This is a genomic window from Bacillus sp. ISL-77, assembly GCF_018613105.1.
The window spans coordinates 41,097-54,666 of sequence record NZ_JAGGQY010000016.1; the positions used below are offsets into that span (position 1 = coordinate 41,097).

Sequence of the window (13,570 nt, forward strand, 5' to 3'; positions counted from 1 at the left end):
TGGGAGGTGAAAGAAATGGCAAAAACATTGGAATTGCAATTTGCCACGGAGTTTGGAAAGACGGCGAGCCTTTCCGTTGATAACCCAAAAGAGCCAATCGATGAAGAAGTCGTAAAATTATCGATGGCGCAGATTATTGCATCTGAAGTTTTCACAACAAACAGCGGCAAGTTTGTTGCTGCAAAAGGAGCAAGAGTGATCGACCGCAATGTGACAGATTACGTGATTGCCTAATAAAAGTGAGAGGCCGGATTCATTATGAACCCAGCCTCTTTTTATCAATAATGTAAGGAGGTGAGAAAAGTGGAGCAGTTGATTCCAATCATCAGCCAGGTGGGATTCCCCATCGTTGTGACGCTCTATTTGCTTTACCGAATTGAAGCAAAGCTTGATTTGGTTGTCCAGTCGATACAGACACTTCCTGAGCGGATGAGGGAGCGAACCTAAAAGAGAGAAACCACCTAGCCTCTATTATCAAGTAGATCTATGGTGGTTTCTTGTTTTTATTCTTTCATTTTCCAAAAGCTAAAAACCTATCAATCTTCGACAAAATCCGGGTCGTGACAGGCACTTAATGTTTTAGTGTTAATGTCCCAACCATTAAAACCTTTGCTAATTTTTTCATAGTAAAATATTCTCCTTGTTTTCTAGAAAATGATATTACCTGCTATTTTTTCATATATTATTCACATGAAAGAAATCCTTTTTATAAGAAGAAGGGGTTTCTAATAATTTAAGTAGCCCTTTTCATTTGTCCTCTATGCAAATGTCCCCTACTTAGAAAAAGAAGCAGGAGAACCTTCCCCCTGTTTCCACTACTATTTAACAGTTACACCAAAGGAAGCTTTTTTGACTCCATCTTTTGTAGTCGCAGTAATGACTGCTGACCCCGCTTTAATAGCTTTGACATTTCCTTTCGAGTCAACAGTAGCCACTTTTGTGTTGTTGCTGCTCCAAGTGATTAGTTTATTTGTTGCATTTGTTGGACTTATCACACCCTCAAAATAAGCTGTCCCATTCTCTACCATACTAATTCCTCTTTTTGGAATTATATGAATATATCATAGAGGGAAATGGACTTTTTTCTACAAATTACAGTAAAAAGATAGGAATATATTCATAAAATTCCCGACCGTTCAATAAGATTACAGTTCGAAAGCCTTAGATAAAAAGGGAGCAACTATTTTCTCAAAATTAATTTTCTGCTATCCCTTATATCGACACCGTTTTTAATTTATACCATTTATATTTTAACTATAGGATATATATAAGAGGGGGAATTACGATTGAAGTTACAAAGAGTTTTTAAACTATTCTTTCCTGTATTAATTTTTACTTTGTTATTACTGCCCTCACCCAGTTCCAAAGCAAATGCAAAAGTAATTCAACCCACAACGGATAAAGCAGCCACCTATATTACTTCTTTCCAACAAGTTCATGGTAAATGGGTGGCGAAATTTGATTATATACAGTGGTATTTCGGAAAAGCCGCTGATAGAGAATTTTTAAAGGATTGTAAATGCAGTAAAGAAATGGATCATGCGCCAGATGGATACTGGATTAGGAACGTTAATCCCAAGATACGTACCTTTACCATTTCAAAAAATGCCCAATATGTCTTACAGACACGAAGTTTATACGGAATCAAATGGAACGAAAAAGTAACTAGAAGTCAGTTTATCACCTTTTTAAAACAGAGAGATAAGCACCATCAAATTCCGTTTCATATAGAAATAAAAAATGGTATTGTAACTAAAATTACAGAACAATATATCCCTTAAATAATTCTTATAATAGAGAAACTCAAACCAATCGTAATGGTTTGAGTTTTTCTATTTTACATAAAATTATTGTTTAAGGTAATTTACGAGCATCATTGTAATCATGCCCATATCCCCAATATTGATAAATAATTGGTTTTTCAGATATGTAAGGGAAGTTTTTCCACAACGAAGCTCCACAGGGACGGTTCTCATGGTATATCATTTGGTTAGTACCATTCCATTGAAAAAGGGTCAGGCCCCCACTACAATAATGCTTAACGTAGTGGGGACCTGGCCCTTTTTTTACTTTATAATCTGGATTGGAGACGGAAAACCAATGCTAAAGTAAACCTCTCTTAAAACTTAATTCTTCTTTACAAAGCTGCCTTATATTTAACGATGAGGACATTATTAAATGAAGGGTGTCTTCAAATATATTTTAATCATTGTCCCCAGCTAATAATAGATTAACTGTAATAGAAAGCATATCTCTTAAAGGTTCGAAGGCATTGTCAACATCTAGACGTTCCGTCCATTTATGAGCATCCTTTCCAACAGGTCCTAGGTTGAGTACAGGAATATTTAGACTCTCTAATACATCTAAAGGAACACTTACTGCACAAAAAACTAGAATAAATGTACCAATGAATTCCGTAAAGAATGCGTTAAGATAAGTTTTTTTGTAGGAAGGTACTAATCCAAAACAGCCTAGCACTTCCATATCATCTTCTGTATCATCCATAAAAGGTTTATACATTATCCAAACAATCATTGCACCAATAAATGCACCAATGAGTTGTTCTGTTATATAAGGAATAACTTTTTCCATAGGAAATAGATGATTAACTGCTAATGCAATGGTGTAAGCAGGGTTTATATGATTTCCACTAATTCCACCAAAGATAACTGCAGGAATACCAACAGCAAATCCCCAACCAGTAGCAATTTATAGTGCACTCCTTCTTGTCTAATGAATAAATCCATACGTTAGTTATCAATCATTTTTCGAACAATCTAAAGTATCATCATTTCGTATAGGTTTTATCTACCTTCATTGTTGTAATTAGCAATTGAACTGTAATGATTAACATTAAAATCAAAATTACAGCACTCATATAGTATTGAATATTAGGTTTATATCCATATTTACTGAATAGAAAAAAAGATAAGATCAACAAAAAAGATAAAAACAGCTCAAAAATTAATGTAATAATAAAAAATAGTACATAAGGATCTTTGTGAGAAACGTGTTTTAAAGTTAATCCCTCCCAACATAAGTCTGCTAATTTATTTATTTTCCTCATTGGTACCACTCCTATTAATCCCAACTCAAATCAATTGCGTCAATTAAAGAATGTATAAATATGACCAATTATTTCCTTATTATTGGAAAAATAAACTATTATTTTTCATTTATTGTATTTGCGTTGGTTTTATGGTGGTACCTCAAATTTAAAAATAGGTATTAATACTGATCAATATTTTACTTCTAGAGCACTAGCACCATTACGCATTTTTGTATTGCTCTAAAGGAACTTTAAGCATAACAAAAAGGCTTCACGGGGAGCGAAACCTTTTTGTTAACAGAGTTCATATTATTCTAATCTTGATGTAAATTAAATATTCTAGCCTACTTTACTTTCTTCTATGGCATGTTGCCAACTTGGGTAGTAATACAAAGCACTCCGCATTAAATCAGGATAAAGTTGTTTTACCTCTTTTTTACGTAGCGAATTACCTTGGTTCTGTAACTTCTGGATCTGAGTAATGACTTCCTTTGATGTGAATGGAACATCCATTTTTCATTCCTCCCTTTCCAAGTTATCTTTACTATTTTCCCCTTTGGCTAACAATATAAAACCCGAAAACAAAACTTTACACCAAAGACTCCTTTTTTGTTCATAAAATATTGCTTTTTTTAGTGAGTTCAAGGAATCCTTATATTTCTTATTTTGCTTCATTCAGCAATTGTTGTCTTTTTTGTATACCTTGCTCCATTTTATCATTGAGCTGGGTAATGATCGAATCAATGGTTTTTTGATCTTTTTTGTTGATTGCTTCTTGCAGTTGCTGCTCCCAGTCCGTCTGTTTTTCTTTTACTTTTGCTAGGTCTTCTTTGTTAATTTGAATCATTTTTGCTCCAGGAAGTTTTTCCATTTCTTTCATGGCTTGCTTTTTTGTGATGGTTCCTGCTTTTACTTTATCCATAATCGCCTTCACTTGCTCTTTGTCTGCGCCGGAAATTTTTATACGAACACCTTTTTCTCCGCCATTAAGTTTCATAAGCTGTTGTTTCGCTTCCTGCTTCGATAGATTACCATCTTTTACTTTCTCGATTATCTCTTTTGCTTCCGGCGAAGCTTCTATCTTTTTGTTAAATTTTACTCTTTTTCCAAACTCCACTTTCTTTCCAAGCTTTTCTCTCAATGAGCGCATTGTCTTTACATTGTTTTCATATTCTTGTTTTACAGCCGGGGAAGCGTATTGTAATGCTTTGTTCAATAACTCATCCATTTTATCGGATTTTTTATATACGATCTGTTCTTGTTTTGCTTTATCCGTATTTTCCTTGTCCGATTTGATTGCTGTTGCAGATGCAGCAGAACCAAGCAAAGCAAGTGTGATTGCCGGTACCAGTAAAGATGATTTAACTTTCATTAACATTCCTCCTTTATTGTAGAAATGGCATTACCACTTCCCTATCTAATTTATCCACTTGGTGTGTACTTTCAGTGAAGGAAATATGAAAAAATTATGAAATGTCATCGTTATGCAGAATGTATTGGGGCTAAAATATCGAAAGTTATTAAAATGGGATTGGAAATACTATTGTAATATAAACGCCACGGACGTAAAGGATTTAACATCTCCCTGTTCTTTGTTTCAGACAATTCTATGTTACGATGATAAAAACTTAGCAACCAAAGAACGTGGAGGGTAAAAGAATGCTTAAAAGAATTATATCAATTATAGCAGTTGCTGTACTCTCAGTAACTGTAAGTGCTAATGTACAAGCTGCAACAGTAACAGTACAAAAAGGGGATACCCTTTGGGATCTATCACGCGCAAATAATACATCTTTAGAAAATATACAAAAGTTGAATCATCTTACTACGGACCTTATTCACCCTGGAGATGTACTAACCATTGCACCAGAAAAACATTATGATGTTAAGCAAGGTGATACACTATGGGATATAGCCATGGATTATCAGGTAACTGTTTCGCAACTTAAAGAATGGAACAAATTAACTACCGATCTCATCCATCCTGGATTAAATCTATTAATCTATGAAGGTTTAAATACGACTAATACTACTGTAACAGAAAAACAAACGAAGCCTGCTGCACAAACAGCATCAGCAAAACCTGCAGCGCAAGCACCAAAGGAAAGTGAACCCGCGGTAGAAGCTGCATCAACTACTAATACAAGTTCAAGGGAAATTACTGTGAAGGCTACAGCCTATACGGCTTCATGTGAGGGATGTTCCGGTACTACCGCTACTGGTATTAACCTTAAAGCAAACCCAAATGCAAAGGTCATCGCAGTTGACCCATCTGTTATTCCGCTTGGAAGTAAAGTTTATGTAGAAGGCTATGGAAATGCAATCGCTGGAGATACTGGCGGAGCCATTAAAGGAAATCGAATTGATATCTTTATTCCTTCTAATCAAGATGCGATCAATTTTGGAGTAAAACAATTAAAGGTAACAATATTAAACTAACATGCCAAAAACCAGACAATCCTGAGGATCTCTATTTACGTAAAAAACACTGCAACTCCCTTTATTTATCAAGGGGTTGCAGTGTTTTTTAAATTACCCTAATTGATTCATCACCACATTTTGTGATTTCGCCAAATAATATGAAAACACTCGACATGATTCTTCTATAACCATTGATTTCTTTCATATCACAAACTTCATTAACGTAAAGTAAGCTAAAACTTGTAATTTTTCTTTAGAATAAAATAAATCAACAAAAAACCAGTATCCTCAAGTGATGCTGGTTTTTTGTTGATTTATTTTGCCAATTACATAGAGTCACCTGAAAAACTCCACAGGGACGGTTCTCATGGTTTTTAATGATGTTAGTCCCGACCACAAGAATCATCCCCCATGAACTTTCTAAAATCAGATAAAACCAGTAGAACCGCCCCCATGGTCTCTAATATGTTTTTCAAAATTATTCCTCCACGGTACTTTACTTCAATGAATATAGCAAAATTCTAAAAAAATATTTGTTATTACACATAAAAACGAATCCAATAGAGAACGGATTCGTATCCCACAAAAAGCACTATTAGTCTAAAATATTAAATTTTTTTGTTTTATTTTTAGAGTAATAGACTATCCAGGCCCACTTTCCTGGATTTACCTTGTTTATCCTATAAAACATATTTAGGGATTTTCTGTTGTTAATTTATCCAGTAATTATTGGTTTGTAGGAGAAGAAGTTCACTCCAGCACCAATCGATGAAATTACAAACTTCGACCATTTCCCTCAAGTTTTCCTTTCAATTAAACGTTTGATTAGAATGGCTGCATTCCTTGATAAATATGAATCAGCCTTCTCCAAGGCATAAATAAATTGTTGAAAAATGGTCTTAAAATTGGAGAAAGAAACGGCCCAAATTACTTTTGTCACTAATCGACGCCGTTCGATTAAATTCTATTTAGGCTATACTATTCAAACGTTTAGTTAAAAAAGCAACAAGTACTGATTTATAAGTACTTCCCCTGCGAAGCAAGAATGAAATTTGTCGAGAACCGGAAGTAAATTCCGCAGGAAATAATCCAACTTTCCACAAAATCGGATAGGTTTCTATTAAACTTACAAAATTCTATAAATTGCCCGTCTTTTCCCCACTACACAAACGATTAATTAATAATGATCTCAGCACGCACCACTACTGACCTTATCCCATCAAACACCTAAAAAGTTAGTCGAGAGATGTCTTCAATTATGACTCTTTTAATAAGGAAACCCAGTTAGCTGCTGAACTAGAAATTTGTGCCTATACCCAGCATAGCTGCGATTAGCTAGTTTCCACTAGTGTCATAGTTTTCGGCATGAATGTAAAAATTTAAGTAAGCGGAGAACGGCAATCCTTTCAGGATTAGAAGCCTACAAAATAAAAAAGGAACAAGGTTTTTATTTCACCTTATTCCCTTTCTTTAAATTAGATTATTCAACTGTGATTTTCCTCTCTCTTCCGAAATTTAACATAGTGATCCAACTTTCTTTAAAGGAGTTATTCCACAATTTGGCCCTAAACATAAAGAAAAAGCACAATTCTTGCTGCAGAATTACGCCCTTTAATGGAATAAGCATTCAGCTATATTAGCTGGTTGTGGAATAAAAACTCAGTTAGTTCTAAAGAAGTTCAATGTTTCTCTAAATGTATTTTGTGCTGATTCTACATTGTATTTAGGTGAGTATGGATCACTAAATCCGTGTTCACCCTTACATATATGTATATCTATATTCTGTTTATCTAAAGTTGAAATTAGTTCATCAACATTAAACGATTTTTCTACTTCCGGGAAAAATAGCATTGTTGAACATTTTGGAGATATATTTACAAAGTCTCTAATACGTGAACCATAGTATCCGACAATCCCATCGACATATTCCTCTTCACTACACATCCATGCAACAGTTGCCCCTACACTAAATCCAATGACAAATATTTTTGAGTATTCATCTTTAATATCAGATAATATATTTTTTACTTTATGTAATGCATTAATGAAAGCAACATTATCAATAAAATTGCGGTAAGCTTTTTCTTCTTGAGAATAGCTAAAAGGGATTTCTTGTTCTAATAAATTTGGACAAATAACATCAAAATATTGTTCTGATAATAATTCACATAAATCTGTTATATGTTGGTTAATTCCATATATTTCGTGTACTACAATGATTACTTTATCGGAATTTTTATGGATTTTGATCACCTTATACAACCCCTGTAATGATTTTCATATTGTTTAATTAATACAATATTATATTGTTTCTACCAATTTGCTCATTTGTTAAATACCAAAGGCGATGCCCCTTATATAAGCATCGCGCCCTTTAACGGAGTAAAGATACTCATAATAATTTAGACATATAATACTCATTAAAAGGCGTTCCATCAATCATAAGTGAATTTCTCTTCGTACCTTCAATTTCAAATCCACTTTTCTTATATAGAGCTACACCTGAGTCATTTTGTGTTACCACAGTAAGTTCTAATCGTGAAATATTATGATTTATTGCCCACTCTTCTAAACATTGAAATAAAGCTGTTCCTATCCCTTGCCCTATGTATTCTTCTAAAATACCAATAACAAGATACGCAGAGTGCTTTGTTCTCTTAACACTTCCACCGATAGCAATCAAATAGGAATGCGCCCGATAATTGAATAACGACCAATATGATGCTTTTTACCACCATCCTTCTCCATCGTTATATGAAACCTGAACAACTTGTTGTTCACCATTTTTTTCAAAAAACTTATAAATCTTCATTCCGATTTTTTTTGCAACTTTTTGTGAAGGGATATTTTTTAGAGTCGTATAAGAAAATATTTTCGGGTATTTCAAGACGTTAAATGCATAATCCTTACAAGCAGAAGCAGCTTCCGTTGCATATCCTTTATTCCAATATTCTTTAATAATGTGGAAACCAATTTCCGGTAATGTTTTACCTTCGATTTTTTGCATCGTTATCCCACAATCGCCAATAAATATATCACCTTCTTTTAAAATCACTGCCCACAGTCCATGGTTATATCTCTTATAATTCTCCATATTCCAATGTATCCAATTTTTCACTTTCTCTTCGTTAAAAGGATGAGGATAGTATTGCATGGATTCCGGATCAGAGAGCACTCTCGATAATTCGTTTTTATCATCCATTACCAACTGCCTAAGGTATAATCGTTCCATCTGGATTACCTTCAAAATGATTCCCCCATCTTTTGAGTAGTTAATTTCTTTTATTCGATTAAATGGCCCTATAAAGAAAAAGCACAATTCTTGCTGCAGAATTGCGCCCTTTAATGGAACAATTTTATTGTCACTCAACAGTTCCTTAATTCACCTTTTAATTCAGATATTCTTTTCCTTTCACTATAAAAATGCCCCTTTAGATAACCATATCCAAAGGCAAAACATCGCGACTTTTATTCAAAACTTTGCGTCTTTTTTATAAACATCGTGACTTTATTTCAAATCCACAGTTGACAACTCTGAATTGGCGCTGTTTTTAAAAGAAACCTTGCCTTTTTACGGGAGGATTCTGTCTAATTTTGGATAATCAACACTCGTGATATTTTATTAACATTAAATTTTTTTAGTTATTTATAGTAAATATATACCGTTTTATGGATTTTATGTTGATTAGATTCCATTATTGAAGTATGATAGTATAAAGTTTTCCTTTGTGCAACATTTTAATATTAGGTGAAAATATTTGTCTATAGCAAAGTCGAAACTCTATTCAAACTAACTATATTTTAAGGTACAGTCAATGAATTCATGCTTCTTTTATTTATTGTGTTCCCCTATTATTTATATAAAAAAGAATGAGAAGCAGCCTGGGACTGTTTCTCATTCTTTTTTTGATGAGTGCAACTTTTATTTCATTTGCATTTCTGCAATCATGTCTTCTAAACGTTCTTTTTGTGCTACCAACTCTTCTACAGAAGGTTGATATGAACTAGCTCCTTGTGCTCCTCTGAATGGTTGATTAGGTTGGACAAGGCGTTGCAGTTGACCTCCGTTTTGCTCATACAAACGGTATCCTACTGCTCCTACAACTGTTCCTGATACAAAACCCATTAAAAAATCTCGATTAATCATTGTATTATTCCCCCATTTTGTTAGTTATATATCAATTCATACAGCTATGTATGAATATAATATCTAGGTTATCTGTTGAAATCTTTGTATTTGAAAATTTCTTGTTTCATGTAAGAGCTCTAATACGTTTACAATCCATGTAATCATTGCTACATAGAGCATATTAGAAGACCCTAGAGATAGTAGACTTAATATACCTGTCAATACATCTGGATGTCTGATTTTATTTATCGTTCCATGAGAAAGTACGGTGTAACCGGTAGCAGCAACTGCTCCATAGACCAAAATATCAGGCTTGTGAAAAGATGACTTTCTTATGCCTGCTAACAATAATAATCCACCAGAAAATAATGCACGCAACCAGTCACTTCGGGTTGCTGGATGCATATGAATCATAATATCATCCAATGGATCTAATCTTGTTTGTTGAAAAAATATTGACACATATAGACAAATGATATTACGAGAGATAGATAATGATTCATATTCAATCAGCATTGTATGAATAAGTGGCTGTATTCTGACAAATGATACTCCTTTAAGAGAAGAGAATAGTTGTTCAATTTCCTTAAAATTCATCCTGTCTCGTAAGGATGGAATCTGTAATCGAAGACGACCAGGAATATCATGCAGAATATAGAATTTGGGATTCATTCGATTCACTTCCTACCCATAAGATACGTGCACTATTGAATACTACACCGATTGTTGCTGCATTATGAATGGCTGCCCCAACAATTGGGGAGAAGATACCTAGAGCACCAAATATGATAGCTATTCCATTGATCACAAACGTTGCGATAAAGTTCTGTTTAATAATGTTCATTGTTTTCTTAGAAAGTCCTACTAACTCAGAAAGCATTTGTGGATTATCCGATGTAACAATAATGTCACTGGCTTCTGATGCAATATCTGTTCGTTTTGCTCCCATCGTAACTCCTATATTAGCATGAGCCAGTGCTAGTGCATCATTTACTCCATCGCCTACCATCATAACCGAACCTCTTCTTCCATACCTTTTTACATAGTTAGCTTTTTCTTCTGGAAGAGCCTCAGCATGATACCAATTTAACTGAAGGAGTTGAGCTATTTCTTTTGCTACTGTTCGCTTATCTCCTGTTAGCATGATGATGTCATCAATGCCTTGCTTACGTAGATGGCGAACTGCACGGTGCATACCGGATCGAATTTTATCAAAAATACTCACTACACCTACTAATGTCTGATCATAGGCTACGTAAATCACATTTTCGTCTTTCTCTAACTTATGTAGAAATTCATTCATTTTGATTTTTAACTCATTCATAAAACGAAGACTTCCTACTACAATCTGTTTGCCATCTAAAAATGTAGAAATTCCTTTCCCAACCACTGTATGAACCTTTGCATCATTATCCCGTATCGGAACTTGAATGTTCCATTCATTCGCTTGTTTGACAATAGCGTCTGCAATAGGATGTGAAGAATTTTTTTCTGCTATAGCAGCGAGACGAATGACATCTTCTCTTTGATATCCTTCAGATGCAATAACATGTTGGACTACGGGCATTCCTTCTGTAATCGTACCAGTTTTATCTAGGATAACTGTATTTATTTTGGCCATTTCCTCAATGTAATGACTTCCTTTTACAATAGCTCCTTCTTTCGCAGCTCTCCCAATAGACGCATAAAGTGCTGTAGCTGTAGACAATTTAATTCCACAGATAAAGTCAATAACGAGCATATTCATCGCTCGACTTACATTATGTGTTAATAAAAATGTCAATAAAGCTAAACCAAATGAAACAGGGACCATTTTTTCAGCTAGAGAATCTGCAATGTTTTGAATTGGCGCCTTCTTTTCTTGTGCTTCTTCTAATAGTTTCACAATCCGAGAAAGTGCGGTATCTTCTCCTACCTTCTCTACCATTACCTTAACATGACCACTTTGGAGAACACTACCTGCATAAACATAATCGTTTTCTTTCAATTCCTTTGGCATATATTCACCTGTAATAGATGACTCATCGACTGTACCGTGTCCATCAATTACAATTCCATCAATAGGTATTTTTTCTCCAGTAAAGACAACTACCCGGTCACCTACTTGTACCTCTTGTAATAAAACTTTTTCTTCAATTTCTTGCGCATTTACTTTCCAAGCGTATGGAGTATCTAGTTCTAAAACAGAATGAATATACTGTTTTGTTTGTTGAGATGTATACTCTGTCAGTAATTCACTAATAGTTGACATGATGGTAATAACCAAGGCAGAACCAGGGTTTCCTATATATAGGGAAGCAAAGATAGAAGCTGCAGTTAACGTATTGGCATTTGCTTTTTTCTCTTTAAACAAATGGAAAAATCCATCTTTTATGACTCCCGATGATGTTACAATAGCCGTTACCATCGCTCCCCAATGAAAGGCAGTTTTCCAAGCGAACGACAGAGGAATTTTCTGTACATACCAGTTTGCAACAAACATAGCCGTACAAGCAACGATGGGAGCCATTTGTGTCCATGTAAAAGGCAACCATTGCTTCTTAGGCTGTTGTTTTAAAGAAGATAAGGCAAATTTCTTTAGGTTCTGTGAAGAGGTTGTGAAGTCATGATAAACTAGAACGCTTCCTGTTAGCTTTGTATAAATAGCTGAATATACGCCTGGAAAAGAGCGAAAGTAACATTCAATAAGACTATGATTTTTAACTCCTGATAAGTGAAATCGTGTTCTACCAGGTAAAGAATGTGAAATTCGCAATCCATTTATCATCCAATATGTCACTCCCCTTTATTCTTAATAATGGTATATGACCAATATAGTAAACTCGCTGAAAATGCAGGAGCATTACCAAAGGATTGGATGCCTTTACCTAACAAAAATAAAACAAAGAGACTGTCAAAATCAGCAAATCCATTGGTTTGCTTTTTTATGCCTTTGTCTACAAAATCTAATGTATTCTTCATACCACTTATCATCACAGCACTTTTATGTAAGATAGCATCTGATGCAATTTGTACAATGTTGGTCATCACTTCATCCAGTTCATCTTGACTAATATGAGGCACAACAAATTGAATAATAAGGCTTCCGGTTATGGCCGATGCTTTGGATGTTAGTATAAGAGGATGATTCTGTACGTGTTTACTTAAAGCTTCTGCTACAATAGGATGTTTCCAAGTATCGCATTGTAAACGTATCCTACCAGGCATAGCATGTAGTATTTTTATTTTTTGATCTCGGAACTGGGACATAATTTTAGGTGCTATTAAAGAAGCTCCAATTCCTACAATAGTAGGTATCACTGTTCAACTCTCCTTATGGTGAATTCTTTCTGATAAACTTCATCTACTATATAAAACCATGATTCTAGTTCCCTCACATCGGTTACATAGGAGGCATCATATTTAATAAGTAAGCTACCTGTTGATTCTGTAAACTGTACATCATACACTAAAATCTGCTCTTTCAATTTTGCTATAATTTTATTTATTAATAAGACGTTCTGTTTCCATATAGGGGATTGGAGGCGAATACGTCCAGGGATAAAATGCATAAGCTTAATATCATATTTACCTAGCTTTCTTTCCACATGTTTAAGCATTATTTTTTCTGTTATTTTACCAATCATGTTAAATACCACCAACTTAATTCAATATTTTACCAATATAAATTCTCTAAGACAATAAGTTATTAAAGATATTGTAAACCATTTTATTATAAATATTTATTCTTAATAAATACCCTTGTTCCAACTGCCCTTTAATTGAGCTACTAATATTTTCTTGTAACCACAAACCCTTCATTATTCCGTTAAAAAGACGCTTTCCGTGTTCTGGAAAAGCAACCTTTTCTTAAATAAACAAAAAGCTGATATTAACTGGTATTGTTCAATTAAAAATCCTCAACTGTTAGTGATCAAGGATTGTAATCATTCTTGTCCCTTGAAGTAGAGGACCGGCGGTCATGCCGGTGC

The 13,570-nt window shown here is 34.3% G+C and carries 15 protein-coding genes and 1 pseudogene; 4 read left to right on the forward strand and 12 right to left on the reverse strand.

Annotated elements, in window-relative coordinates:
* The first annotated feature begins 15 nt into the window (after positions 1-15).
* Positions 16-234, forward strand: a complete 219-nt coding sequence (locus J7E77_RS05945) for a DUF2922 domain-containing protein (RefSeq protein ID WP_214713083.1) — start codon at positions 16-18, stop codon at positions 232-234.
* A 69-nt stretch (positions 235-303) separates the two neighbouring features.
* Positions 304-447: a YvrJ family protein gene (locus J7E77_RS05950; protein ID WP_066248207.1), complete on the forward strand. Its 144-nt coding sequence runs from the start codon at positions 304-306 to the stop codon at positions 445-447.
* A gap of 371 nt (positions 448-818) precedes the next feature.
* Here J7E77_RS05950 and J7E77_RS05955 read toward each other — a convergent pair whose 3' ends face one another.
* Positions 819-1,028, reverse strand: coding sequence for an Ig-like domain-containing protein (locus J7E77_RS05955; RefSeq protein WP_214713084.1), 210 nt, complete (start codon positions 1,026-1,028; stop codon positions 819-821).
* Positions 1,029-1,286: 258 nt separating this feature from the next.
* Between J7E77_RS05955 and J7E77_RS05960 the strand changes: the two genes are divergently transcribed.
* Positions 1,287-1,781, forward strand: a complete 495-nt coding sequence (locus J7E77_RS05960) for a hypothetical protein (protein WP_214713085.1) — start codon at positions 1,287-1,289, stop codon at positions 1,779-1,781.
* Positions 1,782-2,202: 421 nt separating this feature from the next.
* Here J7E77_RS05960 and J7E77_RS05965 read toward each other — a convergent pair whose 3' ends face one another.
* The 3 genes from J7E77_RS05965 to J7E77_RS05975 form a co-directional block, all read right to left on the reverse strand.
* Positions 2,203-2,709 (reverse strand): MIP/aquaporin family protein, encoded by a 507-nt coding sequence (locus J7E77_RS05965; protein WP_214713099.1) that lies wholly within the window; start codon positions 2,707-2,709, stop codon positions 2,203-2,205.
* A 679-nt stretch (positions 2,710-3,388) separates the two neighbouring features.
* Positions 3,389-3,562, reverse strand: coding sequence for a hypothetical protein (locus J7E77_RS05970; RefSeq protein WP_214713086.1), 174 nt, complete (start codon positions 3,560-3,562; stop codon positions 3,389-3,391).
* A gap of 148 nt (positions 3,563-3,710) precedes the next feature.
* The gene (locus J7E77_RS05975) at positions 3,711-4,421 is read right to left on the reverse strand and encodes a hypothetical protein (protein ID WP_214713087.1); all 711 of its coding nucleotides are present in this window, start codon (positions 4,419-4,421) and stop codon (positions 3,711-3,713) included.
* Between the two features lie 287 nt (positions 4,422-4,708).
* Here J7E77_RS05975 and J7E77_RS05980 point away from each other — a divergent pair, with 287 nt between their 5' ends.
* The gene (locus tag J7E77_RS05980) at positions 4,709-5,488 is read left to right on the forward strand and encodes a LysM peptidoglycan-binding and 3D domain-containing protein (protein WP_214713088.1); all 780 of its coding nucleotides are present in this window, start codon (positions 4,709-4,711) and stop codon (positions 5,486-5,488) included.
* Between the two features lie 1,641 nt (positions 5,489-7,129).
* On the opposite strand, the gene J7E77_RS05985 is transcribed toward J7E77_RS05980, so the two are convergent.
* The 8 genes and pseudogenes from J7E77_RS05985 to J7E77_RS06020 form a co-directional block, all read right to left on the reverse strand.
* Positions 7,130-7,723 carry a dienelactone hydrolase family protein gene (locus J7E77_RS05985; protein ID WP_214713089.1) on the reverse strand — a complete coding sequence of 198 codons (594 nt, stop codon included), beginning with the start codon at positions 7,721-7,723 and terminating at the stop codon, positions 7,130-7,132.
* A gap of 139 nt (positions 7,724-7,862) precedes the next feature.
* Positions 7,863-8,177: pseudogene (locus J7E77_RS05990) on the reverse strand (N-acetyltransferase family protein); the annotation flags it as partial.
* 21 nt (positions 8,178-8,198) lie between these two features.
* Positions 8,199-8,702 carry a GNAT family N-acetyltransferase gene (locus J7E77_RS05995; protein WP_285290494.1) on the reverse strand — a complete coding sequence of 168 codons (504 nt, stop codon included), beginning with the start codon at positions 8,700-8,702 and terminating at the stop codon, positions 8,199-8,201.
* A 690-nt stretch (positions 8,703-9,392) separates the two neighbouring features.
* A complete protein-coding gene (locus J7E77_RS06000; RefSeq protein ID WP_214713091.1) occupies positions 9,393-9,617 on the reverse strand; it encodes a hypothetical protein in 225 nt (74 codons plus the stop codon).
* Between the two features lie 63 nt (positions 9,618-9,680).
* Positions 9,681-10,271, reverse strand: coding sequence for an HMA2 domain-containing protein (locus tag J7E77_RS06005; RefSeq protein WP_214713092.1), 591 nt, complete (start codon positions 10,269-10,271; stop codon positions 9,681-9,683).
* Entirely contained in the window at positions 10,243-12,366 is a 2,124-nt protein-coding gene (locus tag J7E77_RS06010) for a heavy metal translocating P-type ATPase (RefSeq protein ID WP_214713093.1), read from the reverse strand. The genes J7E77_RS06005 and J7E77_RS06010 overlap by 29 nt, the downstream gene beginning before the upstream one ends.
* 8 nt (positions 12,367-12,374) lie before the next feature.
* On the reverse strand, positions 12,375-12,899 hold the full coding sequence (locus J7E77_RS06015) for an HMA2 domain-containing protein (RefSeq protein WP_214713094.1): 525 nt from the start codon (positions 12,897-12,899) through the stop codon (positions 12,375-12,377).
* A complete protein-coding gene (locus J7E77_RS06020) occupies positions 12,896-13,225 on the reverse strand; it encodes an HMA2 domain-containing protein (protein ID WP_214713095.1) in 330 nt (109 codons plus the stop codon). Before J7E77_RS06020 ends, J7E77_RS06015 begins: the two co-directional genes overlap by 4 nt.
* Positions 13,226-13,570: the final 345 nt, after the last annotated feature.

Excerpts from the sequence above, each read along its gene's own strand:
- J7E77_RS06010 (WP_214713093.1), bottom strand. The coding sequence starts at position 12,366 with ATGATAAATGGATTGCGAATTTCACATTCTTTACCTGGTAGAACACGA.
- J7E77_RS05945 (WP_214713083.1), top strand. The coding sequence starts at position 16 with ATGGCAAAAACATTGGAATTGCAATTTGCCACGGAGTTTGGAAAGACG.
- J7E77_RS05975 (WP_214713087.1), bottom strand. The coding sequence starts at position 4,421 with ATGAAAGTTAAATCATCTTTACTGGTACCGGCAATCACACTTGCTTTG.
- J7E77_RS06000 (WP_214713091.1), bottom strand. The coding sequence starts at position 9,617 with ATGATTAATCGAGATTTTTTAATGGGTTTTGTATCAGGAACAGTTGTA.
- J7E77_RS06020 (WP_214713095.1), bottom strand. The coding sequence starts at position 13,225 with ATGATTGGTAAAATAACAGAAAAAATAATGCTTAAACATGTGGAAAGA.
- J7E77_RS05970 (WP_214713086.1), bottom strand. The coding sequence starts at position 3,562 with ATGGATGTTCCATTCACATCAAAGGAAGTCATTACTCAGATCCAGAAG.
- J7E77_RS05980 (WP_214713088.1), top strand. The coding sequence starts at position 4,709 with ATGCTTAAAAGAATTATATCAATTATAGCAGTTGCTGTACTCTCAGTA.
- J7E77_RS05995 (WP_285290494.1), bottom strand. The coding sequence starts at position 8,702 with ATGGAACGATTATACCTTAGGCAGTTGGTAATGGATGATAAAAACGAA.
- J7E77_RS05955 (WP_214713084.1), bottom strand. The coding sequence starts at position 1,028 with ATGGTAGAGAATGGGACAGCTTATTTTGAGGGTGTGATAAGTCCAACA.
- J7E77_RS06005 (WP_214713092.1), bottom strand. The coding sequence starts at position 10,271 with ATGAATCCCAAATTCTATATTCTGCATGATATTCCTGGTCGTCTTCGA.